The sequence below is a fragment of the Pantoea sp. GbtcB22 genome (assembly GCF_019091025.1).
GTDB lineage: Bacteria > Pseudomonadota > Gammaproteobacteria > Enterobacterales > Enterobacteriaceae > Pantoea > Pantoea leporis.
Genome location: NZ_JAGXKB010000003.1, coordinates 333,995 through 352,709 on the forward strand (window position 1 = coordinate 333,995; position 18,715 = coordinate 352,709).

Sequence of the window (18,715 nt, forward strand, 5' to 3'; positions counted from 1 at the left end):
CTAACTCGTTGGGTTGGATGGAATGGTCAGCGTATTAATGCCACTCAGTTGCGGGTCGGTCAGGTCATTTGCAGTAGCAATGCTGCTCCATAGTGAAGCGTCACCGTACTGGTCAGATGCAACCTGATATAGACTGCCGCCGGATTGCGTGACAGTCCTGACGCCATCCGCCGTTTGTCCTGAATTAACATTTTTGTTAAGACGACTCAGGACATTCTGGAGGCTGTACAACGCCGGTATTCGCGTGCTTTGGTCAGCCTGGCTAAGCAAATTGCTTACCGTCTTCGATATAGGATTGCCCGGCACCAAACCACCCAGCGTAGTAATCTGGCTGGCAGCATCCTCCAGTTGCGCAATCTGCTGTTGAATTATGGTCTGAGCGGCGATGATTGGGCGCACAACAGCCTGTACTTGCTCAACCGTTGCATGGGCGAAATCCGTAACCTGCTTGACCGTGCTTTGCACTGTAGTTACTGCGTCAGTGACTGACTGCACATCAATAATGTCAGACAAGCCCAGCGCCTGCCCAATGTCGCTATCCAACAAGCCCTGCAGTGCACCGGTTAACGCATCAACCTTAAGTGGGGACGCATTATTAGCTACTATCGCCACTTCAATGGTGAACGGCCTGCGGTATATGAACTCGTAAACCGGAGTAAATGAAGTGATAACCACCGTGAAGCTGTAATCATCAAGCGTCAGGGTTAACTGCTCGCCGGCATCGCGCATCCGCTCCAGCGCTTTAACACGATCGCCAGACTGCGAGCCGGTGATAATACCTGACCATGTCAGAGGATCATATTCGACGCCCAGCACGTCTATAACGCGCTTTCCGCCAATCATCTGGTGAAGCACTGCCTTTTGACGGCCGGGCAGAGTTAGGCGCTCAGGAACTTCGAAATCAAGGAATTCAAAATCACCAAGCACCAAGCGTGTGACGGTCGGATCTAACCCCTGCGCGAAGTTATTCAGGGCGCTTGTAAAAGACATAATTTTACCTGATAGGGTACTGATCAAATGTCAGGATTACCAAAGTGCTCAGGAGATAATAAGTTAAGCACTCGGAATATTCTTAAGGATGAAAATATGCTGCACACAATCAATTTTTCGGCCTCAGTAAACCAATCAACAGTTAGTGGCCTTATTTCCAACTGCTTCAATGCTATTAATCAGGGCGCCTTAGAATTAAGCATCCACATGTCTAGCCCGGGTGGTGATTTAGTTTCAGGCTTTACTGCCTATCACTTCTTAAAATCACTACCGATTCCTGTACATACACATAATTTGAGCAATATAGAGTCCATAGCGAATATCATTTTTTTAGCTGGCGAGAAAAGAACAGGAACCAGTGGGTGCAGATTTCTCTTTCATCCATTTCACTGGGGATTAATCGGTACCAGCGTTGACCACACCAGAGTTAGTGAGTGGTCCGCATCTCTCGATAGCGATCTTGAGAGATATATCGATATCCTTCAGGCTCAAACTAATGGACTCAAGGATAGAGATGAGTGGAAGAAGGTTATTTCCACTGCCTCCATAGCCAATGCCTCCACCGGAGTTGAATGGGGGATGATATCCGCTATTGAGGATGCCAAGATCCCTCTGGCACCGGGAACATACTGGTGGGTTATTAGCTGACATAGACAATTTCCAATAATAAAACCCGCTGGCAGGCGGGTTATTGGGTTGAGAGTTTGCTTACCTGACCCGGATGAGTCATCAGCATGGATGAGTCGAAGGTGCTGGTCGATGATGGGGCTTTAGTGGCTTGCTTACTCATTCCGCTTACCACTGTGGCTACAATTACCTGGCGACCTTCATGTGTCATCATCAGATTAACCGGTTGGTTTGAGTTAGCCCCCGGCACAGGTGGTATTGCTGGGTACTTTCCGGTTTTACGATAGGTTTGTTCACTAGCGCGTTGGTTATCGAAATCAGCCTGCGTCGGCGACCACGGCTTATAGACACTGCCATTATCTCCCGCGTTCTGCCGACCTAACCTCATTCTTTCTGCATCTTCCCGGGTTTGAGACGCCGTGCTTGTTGGGTACAAAGCTGCCGCTATAACGGCTCCAATAAGCATAGGCAGCCCACCAAGCGCTGCGGATAGACCAGTTAGACCAGTGGTAGCCGTTCTGCCAACAAGCAAATCAATACCCCAACTTGCCATTTTCAGCGGCGATACCAAAGCGCCGGCAGCGTGTTTAATCAGCCAAAAACCTCCACTCATCGCTGCCAATCCAGTGACCGCCAAAGCTGCCTGACCGACAAACTTCGCCAACTCTGGGTTTTTATGGGCTATTTCGGTCATGCGCTGCATGGTGTTGGTGAGGCCTTCTAATCCCTTGGTGAACGTATCCAGCAGACCGCCGTCTTTGCCCATTACAAGCTGCAAATTTTCCCACTTTTTCTCAAAGTCGATTTTCTTGCCGTTGTAGGTGCCGCCTACCGCGCCATAAGCTGAATCAAGCCCACGCGCTTGTTCGTAAGACTCAACTGAGTGATGGATTGTTGCCAGCTGCTTATCGACCAGGTTAAACATCTTGCCGCCAGTTCGACCAAAGATTAGGGCGTTTTGGCGCTGGATTTGGTCTTCCGAGTAATTGTTCTTCCGGTAGATTGGAAGAATCATTTTCTCGTAATATTCAATTGGTGATTGGCTGAACAGCTCAGAATTGATAAGTGGGTTTCCGTTAAATCGCTTAATGCCTCCCATCTTATTCAGTTCGATTTTACTTGCATCCCACACACCCATTTTCATCAAGTCATGCGTGACCTGATTAGGCAGCTTCACGATGCCATTGAGGCGGTTATACGACGTCATGAGCGCATCACCAGCAGAACTACCCTTCAACTCACCGATGATTGGTTCGAGTTCAGCAAACAGCGCTTTGTTGCTCAGGTTAAACGCTGACGTACCTGCCTTAGCCATAAACTGCCGATACTGCGTGAAATCTACGTTACCACCGGATGATTGGATCGCCTTGAATCCTGAATCCATCAGCTCATTAAAGCGCTGCGGACTTTTAAGGCCACCTGCGGTTTCGACGAATCGCAACATGTCCATTTGCTTGGCTGTTGTAATTTCTTTTGAGTGCTCATCAAGCCCTTGAGATGCAAAATTGATCCTCGCTAAAACCGGCGCTGCTAATTTTGCTGCTCGCAGTTGCTCATCTAGTGTTTTCGCTCCTGATTCACGAAATACACCCTGCGCCTCGGTGAAATACTTCAGCATATCAGTGGTTGACGTGCCTAAAATCTTGGTTGTTTGCGCGAAATTTTCAGCATCTTTGCGGGCCGCTTCGCCCATCCCGTATTGATTGAACTTCTCGGTCATGGTTTGATATTTGGCGGCTTCATCTACGAAACCATCAAGCATTTTGAAGCCAAGATAACCAGTGGCAAGGTTTGTCATTCCGTTAGAATGGCCGCCGTAACCTCCATTTCCCCCAGCGTTACCACCACCCGAACCAGCACCACCCCCGCCCCAACCCCCCGGAGGCACGCCATTGTTCCATCCGCGCCAGCCTGATGATGATCCTGGCGGTGGAGGCAAAGCCATTAGCCCACCTGTATTACGATAGCCACCACCACCTCCGCCACCTCCATTCGCCAGCATCGCTCCAGCAGCTAATGCAGGGAGCGCCATTGATTGGCCATATCCCCCGCCTATTGCTGGAATATTGCGAGTGGCGGTGCTTGCGCGTTGAGCATGATCTGCTGCTGCTCGCATGGCGTTGGCATATTGATTGGCGCCACTAATCGCTCCAGAAAATTTATTACTTAATGCAGAATTTAGTGAGCGAATTGCGGATGTTGCTTCTTTAGTTGCGCTCGTCACTGCCTTGATGTTCCGCGCCATCTCAACGAACTTTTTGTTCAACTGAACAGCGTCACGACTCACCTGCATCATGTTTCGCGTAATCTGGTCATCGAGCGCGAGGCGCACGGCTACGCGGTAAGCCTGAACATCCATAGAAACCTCGTTTTACGAGCATAAAAAAACCCAGCCGGAGCTGGGTTCAGTGATTGTTTATTCTCTACTTATCCGGGACACACTCACCGAAGACATACCCTTCGCTTTCGTTTCGAAGGACATAAGAGTATTTGAGCTTCACAAAGAGTAAATCTTTTTTCTTCGCTGCGAGTACTGTCTCGCCATCTTCAGACTTAACCAGCTTCAGCTCTGGGCTAGTGATTTTGTTTTTGCCATCAGTCGAGAAAGTGAAGGTGTTGCCGGTATCAAGCACAGTTGCATCACGGCTGAGTATTTCAACTGATGGGGCAGCGTCGCCATGGTCGAGGTTATGGGTCAGGCTGCATTTGAACATTTGAGCTGCCGACACTGGCATAGTAAACGTGACCAAAGTCGCTAATATTAGGCTTTTCATTCATTTCCCTTCGTCATGTAGTGGGATAAATCCTAAAGGGGAACTGATGCAAAAGGAAGCAAGAAACCCGCAGTTAAGCGGGTTAAGAGCGTTTGCGCGATTCAGTGATGAAAGTGACGATCTGGGAACTTAAGCTCTCGCGAACTTTTAAAGTTGTCTGGTCCCTGATTTTCGAAATGGCTTCTTTTTGTTGAGCACTTAAACCAGACCACTGCGCTTTATCTGGACCAATTGAATCATGGTACTCAGAGAGTTCAGCGCCACATTTATCAAAAGCTTCATCTGAAATGCTGCTGGCTGATTTGATGGTTTTGACTTGGCTTTCAGCATATGTGGTAACGCAGCGGCTGAGGTTATCAGCTGCGCCTTCTAAGTTAGCGTGTGCCACAAAGCACGTCATTAAGCCAACTGCGGCTATAACTAATTTCACATCCCTATCCCCATTGGTATCATTGGGATAAATCCTAGCATGGGTGGGCGCAAGTTGGTGCAAAAGCATTGTCAAGAAGGATGTAAGCAGCGGATAGACTGTTAAATATTCATAGCAGAGATGGCATTAAACAATTAGTTGCCTGTTTTTTCATTCTGAGCGGGTTGTGAAGAGCAATATTTATTTTTAAATCTTAAATTTTTCGGACTAACTTGTTCAGATAAATCAAATCCAGACAGAATTCTTGCAAACGTGGCTTCAGACATATCTTTATGTGGCACAATTTCGCCTTCTTTATGCCTCTTTGCAACAGTATCAACTCTCCAAATTACGGCCTCTGCGTAAACCACATAACTAGGGTGTTTTATAAAATCGTGATCACCTACGTGCAATATGCAAGATGGGTCATGAGGCACGCTTGGTTTAACACTGGAGATGTTTACTACGAGAATGCAATAACAGTCATTAATAGGGTAATACACGGGGTCATTACATATTACATGCAAATGATTTGTTGGTCCCGATGGAGCCAACACGGTACCTTTCCTGTATGACTGAAATTCTTTCATGTCAGTTGGCTGGAGAACTCTTTGAGTTTTTGAGATTCGTTCATGCTCTCGATAATACGAGATGCTTCCTCATATGTTTTACCATCACTAAGGAAAATCTCAAGTTTATCGATTGGCGTGCAAGATCTGCCCGGGTCATGCCATTCAGGGCATACCTCTTGTAAATGTGTCATGTCTCTTAATTCAAATCTATTCATATGCCCGTATTGAGAATAAATCTCATCTAAAATACGAACATCGGCTCTACTGAGCTCATCGAAAATTTCATCTGAATCCATCTGGCGCGGATCTGTACGAAGCATGACATCATGCCCGACAGTCTGGATTAGTGAATACCAGTAATCACCAGAGATTGGTGCCTTTCCCTTAATCAAATCTAAGGTTGTAGACATGACTGGTCCGTGCTGCATTGAAAAGAGGCTATCCTCTCCCATCATGCGACCGTAAGAAAGCATAGACTTTCGATTAGATAAATAGAGCAGTTTCATCAATTTAAGATATGCCATGCGCCCACCTCTCTTGAGAAGTAGGTAAGCAGCCATCTGTGCTACTTTTTCTTCGCTGAACATATAAAAACCTCATAAAATGCATTGGAACTTAATGGTGCGTATTAATACACACTGTCAATATTATCTTTTCCTCAAAAATGAGCAATCTCAAAACGAGCAAGATCGAAGCAAGTTCGGCGACGATTTGAAAGGTGGTTTTGCAAGTTCGCCGATTTTCGCAACCAAATACCAATATGGTAATTGACGATGGCGTCAAGTTCGGCCTAAAAACCTGAACGCATGTACATTACTACTGGGAAAAAAATAGCATTATTTGCTAAAGCTAAGAGATTTTTATGGGTGTTTTTTACCGTATGCAGGGGGTATACTCCGCGACTTTTTTTTAAACCCTCTCCAGCCGCCTCGCCTTCCTCGCCAGATAGTCATCAGTAAGCTTTAAATCCATTAGTGATAGCCAATCCAATCGCGTTCATCAGCGGGTCGATTTTCCGAACGTACGCAGGACCAATAAAGGGCCGCGGCGGTATGCGATCGGTGCCAACTTCCTGCCAAAGTCCGATTTCGCTTTTGGTGCCAACAATAGCCGCCAGCCCCACCACTTCACTCTCAATCGAGTTTTTCAGTTCTCCAGAACGCAGCAGCGGATCGTCCTCGGTGTAACCAGAGCGGACGCGGTCGGCTTTAGTGGATTCAGCAAGCGGCGCCCATGCTTCAAATGGGCCGACTGCTGGCTGATACACGCCAATCTCTTCTTTAGCTGTTTCCTCAATCTCTTTTACGATGATGTGGAAACCAATCTCGATTTCTGCGGCAATTTTAGCGGAGGCGAACGACATTTCCCGCGCGAACATATCAAGATCCATCAGTTAGCCTCCTCCCATTTCTTGGTGTTCCAGTTGTATCTGCCACCCTCGAACTCGCGCATGACAACCCCCATGGCTATGCGTTCATGGGGCATCAGGTTAATCAGTTCGGGGAAAATAACGCTGAAAGGAACCCCGGATTTCATCAGCCAGCACTGGTTAACGAATTCGGGGTTCTGCGCTAGTTTTTTGCGGCGGCTTCCGTTGCGTCATCTTCCTCTTTGGATTTCTCACGCAGCCAAGATGACGCAGCTTTCAGGCCGTGCTTACCGAGAATAGCGAGCATGGTTTCAATCTGCTTAGCGTTCAGGGGAACCGGATATTCTTCACCGTCGATTTCAGCAACGGCGGCGACCGGGAACGCATACAGATTCATGTACATCACGTTCATTGCCATTTCCGGGCCAACAGCAACCGTCAGACGTGATTCCTGCACAGGGTCGAGTTCGCGCATGGTGATCAGTCGACCTTTAGCATCCTTCACCTGGTTAGATTTAACTTCTGCTACCGCTGCTGCCGGCTGTTCGTTTTCGTGCACTGTTACCTTTGCCATTATTTATCCTTAGTTAACTTTTTTGCGGCGATTTGCTGTGAATGAGAGCGTCTGGTTCACGGTTTTCTCGCCCTGCTTGTTACCGGCATCGGTCAGGTGGAATGAAACGCCTTCATAGCGATAAACGCTGATGGTGCCATTTGATTCAGTGATGCTCTCGGTGATGGTGCCGCGCTGCTGATCGATACCGTTAAAGTAGTTTTCTTCCCACTGCGCCCAGAAGTCATCGAGCGTGCCATCCATGCGCTCGGCGGTGATGGTGCCGTTCCAGCCTGTCGGGATTTGAAGCTCATCACTCACGCCGTTTAGCGGGGTGATTTTCTGATTTGATACTTGCGGTTTAGCATCGAAGGTCATGATTTTCGGGATGCGCAGCTTCCCGGTTGGCGTGGTGATATCAACAGCGACATCGCGGCCTACTGTGTAGCCAAGTTGCGGCATGGTCTTTCTCCAGAAAAAAACCCCGCATTACGCGAGGCCAGAAGGTTAGCTTGATGAGTTATTCGATACCGAAATGGAAACACTGCCGCCGCCTTCCAGATTCACCAGGAAGTAGCGCACTACGTTCAGATATTTGACCTGTACGTCTGCTTGCATGTAGCCAAGCGCGACACGTGAATCAGGGTTGTTGGTTGCGTCCAGTTTAACGGAGAACGCAGGGCCACCATTCGGATCGCCAATCATCCCCTGGTCTTCCACATTCGACAGGAACGCTTCGATGGTGCTCTTTGTTTCGCGGCGAAGCTCGGTTGTCTGGTTTTGGCCCACAACATCACCAAAGCTTGCCGCGATGGTCAGCGACAGGTAGTTGGTCATGCGGGTGTAGGTGTCATCGTTCTGGCTCTGTACCGAGCTGGTGTTGCGGCCGGAGCGCATGCCGAAGTAATTGCCACCGGGGCATGGGTTTGTGATGACGTCCAGACGGGCAGAGTTGATTGCGCCGATTTCCGCAATTGAGTACGGCTGATTTGCCAACTGGCGCTGAGTAGCAATTACTGTGCTGATACGCTTGTTCAACGTGGAAATATGCGGCGAACGGGAAGCGATATTAGCCGCTTCAAAGGTCGCTGGCGCGATCATGCGGTTGACGCCATTAACGGTGTCTTTCCAGTAAGGCCAGTCGCCCACCATCGCTTTAAAGTGCCAGTCATCAACACCAGAAGTGTTTAGAAGCGTGCTCAACGCTGAATACGTTGTTCCTGCGCTGCCCTGGCTGATTGCAAACGAACCCTCCGCGCTGGCGAACGTCGCCATTGTCGCCCATGAGGTTGTGTCCGTCAGGTCAACCAGGTTGATAACCTGCGAGTTGGTGCCGCGCAACGCGTACATACCTTTGCGGGTCGTGCTGGTGCCATCGGTACCGAGCAAGGTGGTATCAGTGATTGTCGCCGCACCATCGGTGCCGCCTGTCATAGTGTAGGTTGACGCAACGTTTGGCAGCGCGGTACCGGTGCCGATAGTCGCGATCGACAACTGGCTGGCACTTCGAACGCTTGTCTGTCCGTTGTTAACAGCATTCACCATGTTCTGCCAAAGCGCGGCGCCAGTACCGGTGATGTTGTCGAACACTTCGGCGCTCTGACCCGGCAGATTAATCGTCAGCTTATACGAGTTAACTGCCGTGCCAGCCGTGATCGCCGCCTGAATGCTGTTACCACGCGTTCCGGTGTAAATGGCAGTCAGCGTCATGCCAGTTGCTGGCGTAGATGCCACATCTTTAAGCGGAATGCTCGCCGCGACGTCGGTACCATCGGTGACGCGCACGCAGTTCAGATTTGTAGCGCCCAACTGAAGCGAAATGGATACAGCTGTCGAAAGGTCATATTTGCGTATCTGTGGCGAGCCGAGGTAAAGCGCCTGGTCAGTATCGGAGCCAATCAGGAATGCGCTGTTTACCGGCCCCCAACTGCCAATGCCGACAATACCAAGGCCGTCAGTCGCAACGCCATTGATGTATCGCGTTTTCGGCGCAACCACCTGCACATACAGGTCAGGTGCTGTCAGCGCCGTAGTGTTCAAACTGCCAGATTGGTAAATCGGCATTTTCTTCTCCAAATAAAAACCCGCCGAGTTGGCGGGCTGAGGTGTTACTGAGGGAGACTTACGCGGCGCGTTTGATCACATAAATCGCCTGCTCACCTTCAAGAATTTCCTTGATGATGATGGCGTCTGTGATTTCTTCGCCCACCTGGTAATCACCGAATGCGTGACGCACAACGAGGATGTAGCCAAGGGGGGCTGCTTTTGTGGCAGAAGTGGTCGCCGCTGGCGTTGATGCCTGCGTGCTGTCGTTATCAGCCATGGGTTACTCCAAAAAGGTTTTAATCGGGTTGCCTGAGGTATCAGTCACATTCATAACCGGTGCGATAACCTGCGGCGCAGAGATGGATTGCGTCGTGGCGTAATTGACCGTGTAAATCAGGTCGCGCCGGTACACCAGATAGTTTTCACTGGCATCAGAATCGAATTGACGGGTGTAGAGCATCATTGAAGGCGCACCATCACCCAGCGATATGTTGCTGGACTCAGAGAGCATTCCATCGACAGCAGATGCGATCAGCACGCGCATAGCTGGCGTTGGCGCCCAGATGGTTATCTGGAAATCCTTAGCCTGCCTGCGAAGTTCGCGCATAGCGGTACCAACACCGCCTGTTCGGGCAATAACTGAATGCGCAGATTCAAGCGTGATTACTGCACCACTACTCACAGCGCCGGGAATCTGAATGGCCATCGCAGTCGCTACAGATGAAAGCGTGTCGCCAGTTTGCACCGGATAGTGGTACCCAATGCCATCAATGAGGAAATACACGTTAGTTGGTACTGAAGCAGCACCAGACAAAGTGATATTCATCCCATCGACGGTGGCAATCATCGGCGGTTCGCCCTTCACTACCACACGATATGGCCTGCCGAGTTCGCTGCCGATTTTTCTCTCTGCCGGCAGTGCCCAAATCGAAATGTGAGCACCATCGGCATTGATGTCTTCTTGCAGGATGTTCGGCACGGGCCAGCCAGGGTAAATCTTGATATTCGAGCCGGAAATGCTGGGTTCCGATGTGCCGAGTGGGTAAACCGTGGAGGCGATCATCCCGGCAATCGTGTTGCTTACGTCAGATGAATCAGCCATATCACACCAGTGCCTGCATTGCTGTTATGCGCCAGCCCATTTCAGTGAGTTCAGCGCTGGAAATGATGTAACGGCGGCCAATGTCGTCGGTGATGATGTCACTGGTGCGCAGAACAATGTCACCGAAGTTCGGGAACAGGATCGCATACCAGGGAGTCTTAGCATCAGCGGGCAGATTGACGGAGCTTTTCTCCCCTTTTGTACCCTGCAGGATGCTGGCAGGCCATCCAGACATAATCGCCACTTCATTTGCGGCCGTTGTGCCGCCGTAGCCCTGCACCCCGCCGCCACCAGGTGCCTGTGACGTTCTCAGCACCTTGATGGTGCGATTGGTCTGCACGCAGTAGATCGGCAGCGTGGTTTGCATGGCGGCCACAAAAAAGATGCCATCCTCAGGCGACACAAGAAAATCACCCGGCACAAACTCGCGACCGTCGAATACGCCAAGCCATGTGGCCTGACCGTATTTGTTCGGTGCGCTGTAGGTGAAGTTCGTGGTGAAAGAGGCTGGCAGGGTTTGCAGGACAACAGCCTGAAGAGGGTCAAACGCACTGTCAGCACGATATTGCTGGGCGCTAAACCCGATACGCTTTGCCGCCTTACCGTAGCCTATGTAAACCTTCTCTCTCAGCTTTGCAGCATCCATTTCAGCACCTGACTATCTGCGTGGTCCCGTTACCAAGCGCAGGTCCGGGCGCGATACCAATGAAGCCGCACAACTCACGACGCCACTGATTGAACAGCCTTGTTCGGTCGCGCACTTCGTTAGTGTTTCGCTTCCAGACCGCCGCCTGATCCGTATCGAGGTTGTCACCTGCACCAGTAATGGCTGATTCGAGCGTTTTTAACGTGGTGACATAGTTCACTACCACGATCTCTTCCTCAGCGCGCAACGTTGAGAGGCGGTGATAAAGCGTCTGCCAGGCACCTGAGGATACCCAGCCGTAAGCCATATCGCTGGTATCCGTGGCAGGAATATCACCCTGCATCGGATAGCCCATAAATCGGCGCACATCCACAAGTTGACCGGCAGTCAGCATTATTCAGCCTCTTCCTGTTTTACCGCCCAGCCACCTGAGTAGTAGTTTTTCACTTCTTCAGGATGCACCTGAGCGGTGTGCGGTGCCGGGTGAACCTCCGGATCACGCACCATCGTTACAAACGCAACGGATGAGGCATTTTGCACATCAGCGCCAGCCTCGGCTTTAGTGCCGGTTGTAACTTCACTGCCATCAGTAATGACTTCAGGCGTGTTATCTTCGGTTCCGCCAGCTTTCTTAACCATGTTTATCTCCGGATTGAAGCCGCCGGTTTCCCGGCGGGTTATGGATTAACCCAGCAGCAGTGCGGTGTGCTCAGGCTTGATGTTGGCGCAGCCCCATGCAGCGGCAATCTCGTAATGCACGCGCTTGTACTGGCGGTACATCGACACTTCAAACGCCATGCCGGTGCGAGGGTCGGTGATGGTGATGCGGTCATCGGCCATATCACCTTCCTGCGGCAGTGCCGGTGCGCGGGTTGCCAGCAGAATCGCTGAGCGGCTGAACGCGAAGTTGGCGGTGAAGCTGGCCGCCAGCGTGACGGTGGCTCCGGTCGCCACGTTCTCACGCAGGCCCGGCGCGCCGATAGCCAGAGAACCACCTGACAGGATGCTGGTCACTACGTACTTGTAGTTGCCGATAGTGATGATATCGCCAGCCAGAATGGTGCCTGTACCGGTCTGTACCGGGATGATAGTGGTGCCCACGGTCAGCGCGCCATTGGTCACATAACTTGCGCCGGTACCCGGAACGTGAGTGACCACGCCTGCGGATTCACGCACTTTGAAGCCGTGCAGCTCCAGCAGCGTACCCTGAGCGCGCAGCTCATCGGTGCCTGCTTCGTTCGTTTTGGTCAGTTGCGCCAGCGTACGCAGGTTTGCACCCGCCGTGGTGTCGATAACACACTGCAGTTCGCTCAGCGGTGCGCCGTTATCAGACAGGATTTTGCGGACCTGCGCGGTGTCGCTCAGGTTGGTTGCGAAAGGCGTGGTGCCAGCGGTACCAGCAGCGCGGGATGAATTCAGCGCCAGTTTTCCGAGGTCTGACTCCATCTCGTTGACCAGCGTACGCATTGCCTGCGCAATCTGATTGCGACGAATATTGGCGTAGCCCGGACCGTTGTTTACGCCCTTCTGCTCTTCACCCGTCCACTGGAATGGCACCATGCGAGACTTCTGAATGGTGAATGGCGTGTTGCCGATGTTCTGATCACCGGTATTTGGCGGCAGTTGACCGGGAACAACATCCTGCGCAGCAGCGGCAGGTGCAATCGGGATGCGGATCGCTTCGCCCACCGCTGCACGTTCTGCAGATGGGTCCAGCGTGACGGCGGGGATGAAACCGGTCAGTTCGCGGGAGACGATATCGCGCGCCGCGAACAGATCAGGGATAAGGCCGGTGAGGTTGTTAGCCATTCAAGTTCTTCCTGTTAATCAGTAATTGTGACACCGGCACCGATCTGGCTGCTTTGGTCCTGAGGACTGAGCGACTCAAACTGCGCGCGGCTGATAGTTTTGCCGCCCGTACCGCCGTTACCGCCACTGGAGCCGCCGCCTGATGCGCCGGTGCCTTTGAGGATTTGGTCTTTGTACGGGTAATGTTCGACGAGGATGCCCAGCGCTTCATCGAAACCAGCCGGTTCACCGGGGTTGCTTGCGCTGAAAATCTTGTTACCTGCTTTGTCGTAGGCGATTACGCTGTCACCTTCGAGTTTGAAGCTTGAACCGAAGCGTGATTCCACCATGTCGGCCGGAATGTTCAGCTTGTCGGCAATGAACTTCGAACGTGCGAAGCTTCCCCCCACTTTTTCGGCAATCAGGCGGCCACTGAGGTCGTCGCGCTCCTTAACGATGGGCGCATACTTTTCTTCAACTGCCTTGATCGCTTCTGCGCGGACCTTGTCGACTTCACCGGCATCCACCAGTTTTTTGTCGTCGAGGTTTTTGATGACTTCCAGCGCTTTGATAGCCGCCTTCGGATCAGCAATACCTTCAAACGCTTTCAGGGATGTCTCAGCCGCTTCTGCGCGCTCACGATGAGATTTGGCCTCACCGTTAAGGCGTGAAATTGACTGGAGGGTGCCTGGTGCGTCAAAAGCAATTTCTTTGCCGTCATCGTTCACGTAGACAGGCTTGCCATCGGATACGAACACATGGCCGTTTTCGTCGATTTTCAGTTTCATTGCGGGTTATCCAACCTTATCGGTGAGCCATCCGGCCCGTTTCGCCGTTCCGCATCCGCAGATTTCGGCAATAAAAAAGGCCCATGCGTGAGCATGAGCCTGTGTCTTTACGGCTGAGGATCAGCCGGTCAGTGTTGTCTTGGTTTCACCCGGGCGAGGTGTCTGTTTCGCAATACGCGCCTGCTCATCAACCCAGTTGAGTTCGATGTCAATCAGCCCACGGCGCTGCATCTCGTTAAACAGCGTCTCATTGGAGAGAGCATTAGCGACATTCATATCCATGAGCAGTGTTGCTGATGCCTCGGCAAGCGTGGCAGCGCCAAAGTCGCGGAATATGGTAACCGTCCCGCCGTCTTTCTCATTTATCCACTCTGCCGCATATTGCAGTGCCAGATTAGCTGCATCAGTCAGGTCACCCACAACGCGCTGTAATGCGCAGGTTCCCGCCTCATTATCAGCTACAGTCTGTGCGACCGTCTGACGCCCCGGCTTTATGACGAGTAATTCAGCGCCAATCTGACGCATCAGGTCTTCAAGGTCGCGCAGGTCAGTGCGTCCGGCTTCAATAGCCTTGCCAGTGTGCTCAACGTATTTGAGGTCGGCGTCATCTTCATCGGAAACAATCGCGTTTGCAGCACCTACCGTAATTGGCGCATCACCAAGCTTGCGACCAAACAGGATCGGCACGCGTGCGACATGCAAAATAGTCTGCTGATCGCTTCGTGACTGCCAGTGCTCAATATTGAGGAAAGCGAGCTGTGCCAGCGGCGGGCGGGATTGCATGAACCCACGCTTGTCGCCGTAAACCGGAACAAAGGTGATTTTCTTCAGGCTGGTCTCGCCTTCCTGATGCAGCTGCCATTCCATAACATTTGAAGCATTGAGCTTCTGGCGATAGATGCGCCACCGGCCCGGATTCAGCACCCGAACCTGCTCAATCTCTTTCACGACGAACTCATTTCCCGGATCGCGTTCACTCACAGTCTCGACAAAGCGGAGCATGGTAAAGGTCTCGCGACCGTCGATGCGCTTTGAATCAAAATCGAGCAGGCTGTTTGCCCCAATTTTTGCAAAGTAAGGCCGCAGCCCGCGCCTTTTCTCTTCAGCTATCGAAAGGTTGCCTTCGGTTGGCGGGTGCTCAACCAGAATGCCGCAGATACCGTTAGCCATAACCTCTTCACAGATATCAGCCAGGAAAGAATGCAGGTTGGTGCCCTGCTGATCGATATCCGGAAACATCTGCTGAATGCGCTCAGGGACCTTTTTCTCATCCCATGAAACCGGGCGCGAGAATGGCTTACCGCTGAGAACCTCGACGGTGCGTGAGAACGCCGGAAACAGCGTGGCCGTAGCGAGGCGGTTTATATAAAATCTCTCATCTTCATTAGGCCACTTGGGCAGGTATGTCTTGCCTGCATCACGCATTGCTGAAGTGCCGCCCAGCAGAGCGGCGATCATAGGCCAGCAACCGGCAATGGCCTCGATTTTTGCGGACCGCTTGCGAACGTCATTACTCATTGTGATTTCCGGTTAAGCAGAGAAAGGTCTGACAGTTACGCCTTTCGGCTGGAACAGTTCGGTGATAGCCCAGACCAGCGCATCAAGGCGGTCAGGTGACTTTTTGGCAGTAGCTGGCACATACTCCATGAGCTGATTTTCCAGCGTGTAGAGATTGCCGAGATGCGCCACCCGGCCCTGCTCATACAAAGCAGATATTGGCTCAGCGCGAGCGTACTTACCTTTGCTGGCGTGAACCCGGATGATGCGACCGGTATACCCCGCATTGCGCAGCGTATCCTCGGCCATATCACCGCCCTGGTTGGTTTCGATCACTATCGCTTCAGCGCGGTGCTCGTTATAAGCCCATATGGCTTTTTTAGCCCAACCATTTGGTGAGAACTTGCCTGAGTAGTCGCCATCGACTGAGAACAGGCGCTCATTGCCTTTTCCATATGAGCTGGCAGCCACAATACCGGTTTCATCGCTGTCCTCGTTGTTCACTGCCTGAGGGTCAATCGCGATAACTGTACGGGTCGCCTCTAAAGCAATTTGCAGTGCATGAGCGCCGGATATCATCGCCTCATTCCACAGCGCTCCCTCCGCGTTAAAGCGACGAGGCTTCTGCATATACTGCGCTTCAGCAGTGCGACGGTGAGAGAAAAGCGATACCCGGTGAGTTTCGTTGTGCTTAAAAGGCCATAGCCAGCCATCAGGCAGGCCATGGTCAATAGGTATGGCGTGGGTGTTGTCCGGATACTGACCAGAGTAGCTCTGACTGTTATCAATCAGCACTGGCAGATTCAGGTGGTGCCATTTCTCTCCACTACCACCACGCAGCAGGTAGCCACTCAGGTCGTGATAGTGGATGCGCTGCATAATCACAATCATCGGCGTCGTTTCAATCGCCAGGCGTGATTTGATGGTTTCGTTGAATCGGTTGTTCACGCCATCGCGAACGGTTTCGCTGTATGCGTCATCTGGCTTGACCGGATCATCGATTATTAATGCACCCTGCCAGCCTGGCTCCATATGTCCGGCACGAAATCCCGTTACCTGACCAGCTGCTGATGATGCATATACGCCACCGCCGAACTCGTTCCACCACATCGCCTTGCTATCTGCGTCATCACGCAATTCCATGGGCCACATGGCCTGATAGGCTTTTGAGCGAATCATGCCGCGCGCGGTTGATGAGTTGAGCAGCGCCAGATTGTGCGAGTAAGACAGGTGCATGAAGCGGGCGCGATTGTTCAGCGTCAGCCCACGCCCCATCATGTTGATGGTCGCCAGTTCGGTTTTGGTGTAGCCCGGTGGAACGTTGATTATCAGGCGGGTTATTTCCCCGCTGATTACGCGATCTAGCGTTTGCTGAATAACTTTGTGGTGTGGCGCGACAATCATCTTGCCGCCAGTGCGCTGCTTGAAGAAGTAACGAGCGTAATACAGCCCGTCCTCTTCACACTCTAACCTGCGCGCGTAATTCTTCTGCTCAGCAGTCGTCATCCTCCAACATCTCCCGCCGCGCAGCTTTGTATTCGTCTTTAGTCAGTGTAGCCACTTCAATCGGCCCGCCGTTCTTGCCGGTGTGCTCATGTGACGCCTGCTCTTTGAATGCCATCACGCTGATGTGTTTACCAAGCAACTCAAGATTTTTGACCTTATCCGGCCACTTAATTTTCTTGAGGATGTTCTCCATCGTCGTTTCATCGAAGTTGGTGACGGTGGTGAGAATGTCCAAGCCGCTTAGCGTCGTGCGCCATACCTTGGGCCACTCATGCACCATCTTCAGGCCGCCGTCATCTTTCAGGATGTCGAGCACGTCCATCTCGTCGATTTCAACCAGGCGGCGGAGCACGTAATCCGCGTCAACCTCTACCCTTTCGTTTCGACTTGATTTAAGGTCAATGATGCGTTGCGCAATGTCTGGTTTTGTGAGGTTTTCACTACCAATCTTGCGGGCGGTGTTATCGCTGTACCCCGCCCGAATTGCCGCTTGCGTGGCGTTCAAATCGATGAGGTACTCGCGACAGAACATTTCTTGTTTGTCGGTGAGTGCCATTTAATTTTCCAAGGAACAATTATGGATCAATGGGAAGAAGAACTTAAAAAGCCACATAATGGGAGGCTTAGGGCTTACGCGGCTGGATTATTTGACACAGACCGTAATAAAAGGTGGGTAGATTGCTCACACTCTATAGCAGCCCTGAACTTCTGGTCAGTGCCCACGCTTCAGTATCTTGGCACTTTAGATTCTCGCTTAATCCCTGATGATGCTGAAGTTGTTAAAACTGGATTCCCTAAAACACCTTATAATGATTTAAGCGATCATATAACAGCTTCATACCTCTGGGTTTTGGGTATGTATGAATTAGTCCGCACTCTTGATCAATTCGCCAGACCAGCGGATTCCCCATTACACGACGTGTATCAAGATATAAATTCGTATAAGAGGAAAATAAACCGATTAAGAATACCCCTGGCAAAAATGGAAGCTGCAAAGAGTAATCCAGATGATAGTCCTATCGCTTATCCTGGGCTTCATCAAGTGCATGGTATGGCGTGGCAATTAGGCGACAAGGATTGGATAACTCGAAGAGAGCTATCTGATGAAGCACTTCAGTTATTTGAACGCATTCACTCTTCAGCAAAACCGTCTTGAAAAAAATAATTTTAGAAATGTTCGTGTGAAATTTTAGACATTTCTTAGCGCACTTACACCGGCACGTACTCCATTTTGAGTACGTCATCCGGAGCCAGGTAAACCCATGAGCCGTGTTCTTTGGCTACACCGATGAAGCCGTTAACGATTTCAGGTTGTGCTCTGTTCATCAGGCCAACGTGAGTTTCACCTGACTTTGTTTTTACTGTGATGCGGTAGGTGTCAGTCATATTGGCTCCAATAAAAAAACCGCCCGTAGGCGGCTATATGGAAATCATTATCTTTAATCGAAAATGAATCTTTGATCACGAATACGTATCATTTTCCCTAGCTTGCTTACCACGTCAGGTCTGCTAGCCATATCGACCTCCCAAGTCTTAACTGCTTCTATGATGTCTTGGCAAAAAATGCTTGCATCAATCTGGACTATCTCACCAGTTTCATCATGGGTGAGGTGGTGAATATTGTTAAATTCATCCGGCACAGTTAGCCGAAATTTTCTGAGCCTGTCTTCATCCATCCCTTCATGCAATGTCGCATTTCTAAGCGCCCAACAACTATCAGCTGTAAATTTAACTTTAATTGGTTGATTTTTATATTCATCCAAAACTTCTTGCGGTAGTTCATTCAACCTTTCAGGACGATTAGCCTCAACATATTCATAATAATTAGCTGAGTCATATTTTTTCTTCATGTAGCGATTGAACCAGTCCTTGTACCTAGCTCCGTTGCCGCTTACTACATTCTCAGAAGCGGCACAGATATCTGGCAATGTTATTGCCATGTATAAGGCTGAAAGCCAGTTCTTAGATACTAATGAATTTTCTATTGAATCAAGCAATTGTTTCATTACCACCTCCTTATGTGAGTTGGTAATGATAACTTAAACGCT

General features: G+C 50.8%; 24 protein-coding genes. 2 read left to right on the forward strand and 22 right to left on the reverse strand.

All coding sequences use genetic code 11. The annotated features are described in order from the left end of the window. Window positions 1-990 (reverse strand): hypothetical protein, encoded by a 990-nt coding sequence (locus KVT28_RS12940; RefSeq protein ID WP_217548795.1) that lies wholly within the window; start codon window positions 988-990, stop codon window positions 1-3. A gap of 96 nt (window positions 991-1,086) precedes the next feature. Here KVT28_RS12940 and KVT28_RS12945 point away from each other — a divergent pair, with 96 nt between their 5' ends. Next, entirely contained in the window at window positions 1,087-1,638 is a 552-nt protein-coding gene (locus KVT28_RS12945; RefSeq protein WP_217548797.1) for an ATP-dependent Clp protease proteolytic subunit, read from the forward strand. A gap of 40 nt (window positions 1,639-1,678) precedes the next feature. Here the strand turns inward: KVT28_RS12945 and KVT28_RS12950 are convergent, their stop codons facing one another. From KVT28_RS12950 to KVT28_RS13040, 19 genes are all read right to left on the reverse strand, one after another. Further along, complete coding sequence (locus KVT28_RS12950; RefSeq protein ID WP_217548799.1) at window positions 1,679-3,976, reverse strand: hypothetical protein; 2,298 nt, start codon at window positions 3,974-3,976, stop codon at window positions 1,679-1,681. Between the two features lie 64 nt (window positions 3,977-4,040). Continuing rightward, the gene (locus KVT28_RS12955) at window positions 4,041-4,391 is read right to left on the reverse strand and encodes a hypothetical protein (RefSeq protein WP_217548801.1); all 351 of its coding nucleotides are present in this window, start codon (window positions 4,389-4,391) and stop codon (window positions 4,041-4,043) included. Window positions 4,392-4,473: 82 nt separating this feature from the next. Beyond that, window positions 4,474-4,821, reverse strand: a complete 348-nt coding sequence (locus KVT28_RS12960) for a hypothetical protein (protein ID WP_217548803.1) — start codon at window positions 4,819-4,821, stop codon at window positions 4,474-4,476. A 134-nt stretch (window positions 4,822-4,955) separates the two neighbouring features. Beyond that, a complete protein-coding gene (locus KVT28_RS12965; RefSeq protein ID WP_368734928.1) occupies window positions 4,956-5,357 on the reverse strand; it encodes a hypothetical protein in 402 nt (133 codons plus the stop codon). A gap of 29 nt (window positions 5,358-5,386) precedes the next feature. Continuing rightward, on the reverse strand, window positions 5,387-5,959 hold the full coding sequence (locus tag KVT28_RS12970; RefSeq protein WP_217548807.1) for a Panacea domain-containing protein: 573 nt from the start codon (window positions 5,957-5,959) through the stop codon (window positions 5,387-5,389). A gap of 365 nt (window positions 5,960-6,324) precedes the next feature. Continuing rightward, a complete protein-coding gene (locus KVT28_RS12975) occupies window positions 6,325-6,762 on the reverse strand; it encodes a hypothetical protein (RefSeq protein WP_217548809.1) in 438 nt (145 codons plus the stop codon). 181 nt (window positions 6,763-6,943) lie between these two features. Beyond that, complete coding sequence (locus KVT28_RS12980) at window positions 6,944-7,315, reverse strand: hypothetical protein (protein ID WP_217548811.1); 372 nt, start codon at window positions 7,313-7,315, stop codon at window positions 6,944-6,946. Window positions 7,316-7,324: 9 nt separating this feature from the next. After that, window positions 7,325-7,756 carry a hypothetical protein gene (locus KVT28_RS12985; protein ID WP_217548813.1) on the reverse strand — a complete coding sequence of 144 codons (432 nt, stop codon included), beginning with the start codon at window positions 7,754-7,756 and terminating at the stop codon, window positions 7,325-7,327. A 45-nt stretch (window positions 7,757-7,801) separates the two neighbouring features. Beyond that, window positions 7,802-9,358: a phage tail protein gene (locus KVT28_RS12990; RefSeq protein WP_217548815.1), complete on the reverse strand. Its 1,557-nt coding sequence runs from the start codon at window positions 9,356-9,358 to the stop codon at window positions 7,802-7,804. A 58-nt stretch (window positions 9,359-9,416) separates the two neighbouring features. Then, window positions 9,417-9,617: a hypothetical protein gene (locus KVT28_RS12995; RefSeq protein ID WP_217548817.1), complete on the reverse strand. Its 201-nt coding sequence runs from the start codon at window positions 9,615-9,617 to the stop codon at window positions 9,417-9,419. Between the two features lie 3 nt (window positions 9,618-9,620). Beyond that, window positions 9,621-10,442, reverse strand: a complete 822-nt coding sequence (locus KVT28_RS13000) for a hypothetical protein (RefSeq protein WP_217548819.1) — start codon at window positions 10,440-10,442, stop codon at window positions 9,621-9,623. 1 nt (window position 10,443) lies between these two features. Beyond that, on the reverse strand, window positions 10,444-11,088 hold the full coding sequence (locus KVT28_RS13005; RefSeq protein WP_217548821.1) for a hypothetical protein: 645 nt from the start codon (window positions 11,086-11,088) through the stop codon (window positions 10,444-10,446). Between the two features lies 1 nt (window position 11,089). After that, entirely contained in the window at window positions 11,090-11,482 is a 393-nt protein-coding gene (locus KVT28_RS13010; protein ID WP_217548823.1) for a hypothetical protein, read from the reverse strand. Beyond that, complete coding sequence (locus KVT28_RS13015) at window positions 11,482-11,727, reverse strand: hypothetical protein (protein WP_217548825.1); 246 nt, start codon at window positions 11,725-11,727, stop codon at window positions 11,482-11,484. The genes KVT28_RS13010 and KVT28_RS13015 overlap by 1 nt, the downstream gene beginning before the upstream one ends. A 45-nt stretch (window positions 11,728-11,772) precedes the next feature. After that, the gene (locus tag KVT28_RS13020) at window positions 11,773-12,897 is read right to left on the reverse strand and encodes a P22 phage major capsid protein family protein (RefSeq protein WP_217548827.1); all 1,125 of its coding nucleotides are present in this window, start codon (window positions 12,895-12,897) and stop codon (window positions 11,773-11,775) included. Between the two features lie 14 nt (window positions 12,898-12,911). Further along, window positions 12,912-13,664 carry a DUF6651 domain-containing protein gene (locus KVT28_RS13025; protein WP_217548829.1) on the reverse strand — a complete coding sequence of 251 codons (753 nt, stop codon included), beginning with the start codon at window positions 13,662-13,664 and terminating at the stop codon, window positions 12,912-12,914. 120 nt (window positions 13,665-13,784) lie between these two features. After that, window positions 13,785-15,182, reverse strand: a complete 1,398-nt coding sequence (locus KVT28_RS13030) for a DUF4055 domain-containing protein (RefSeq protein ID WP_254633531.1) — start codon at window positions 15,180-15,182, stop codon at window positions 13,785-13,787. Window positions 15,183-15,194: 12 nt separating this feature from the next. Next, window positions 15,195-16,667 carry a DNA-packaging protein gene (locus KVT28_RS13035; protein ID WP_217548831.1) on the reverse strand — a complete coding sequence of 491 codons (1,473 nt, stop codon included), beginning with the start codon at window positions 16,665-16,667 and terminating at the stop codon, window positions 15,195-15,197. Beyond that, window positions 16,654-17,223: a terminase small subunit gene (locus KVT28_RS13040; protein WP_217548833.1), complete on the reverse strand. Its 570-nt coding sequence runs from the start codon at window positions 17,221-17,223 to the stop codon at window positions 16,654-16,656. Before KVT28_RS13040 ends, KVT28_RS13035 begins: the two co-directional genes overlap by 14 nt. A 21-nt stretch (window positions 17,224-17,244) precedes the next feature. On the opposite strand from KVT28_RS13040, the gene KVT28_RS13045 reads away from it, so the two are divergent. Further along, the gene (locus KVT28_RS13045; RefSeq protein ID WP_217548835.1) at window positions 17,245-17,823 is read left to right on the forward strand and encodes a hypothetical protein; all 579 of its coding nucleotides are present in this window, start codon (window positions 17,245-17,247) and stop codon (window positions 17,821-17,823) included. Between the two features lie 53 nt (window positions 17,824-17,876). Here the strand turns inward: KVT28_RS13045 and KVT28_RS13050 are convergent, their stop codons facing one another. Further along, window positions 17,877-18,053, reverse strand: coding sequence for a hypothetical protein (locus KVT28_RS13050; protein ID WP_217548837.1), 177 nt, complete (start codon window positions 18,051-18,053; stop codon window positions 17,877-17,879). A 53-nt stretch (window positions 18,054-18,106) separates the two neighbouring features. Then, on the reverse strand, window positions 18,107-18,673 hold the full coding sequence (locus KVT28_RS13055) for a hypothetical protein (RefSeq protein ID WP_217548839.1): 567 nt from the start codon (window positions 18,671-18,673) through the stop codon (window positions 18,107-18,109). Window positions 18,674-18,715 lie beyond the last annotated feature (42 nt).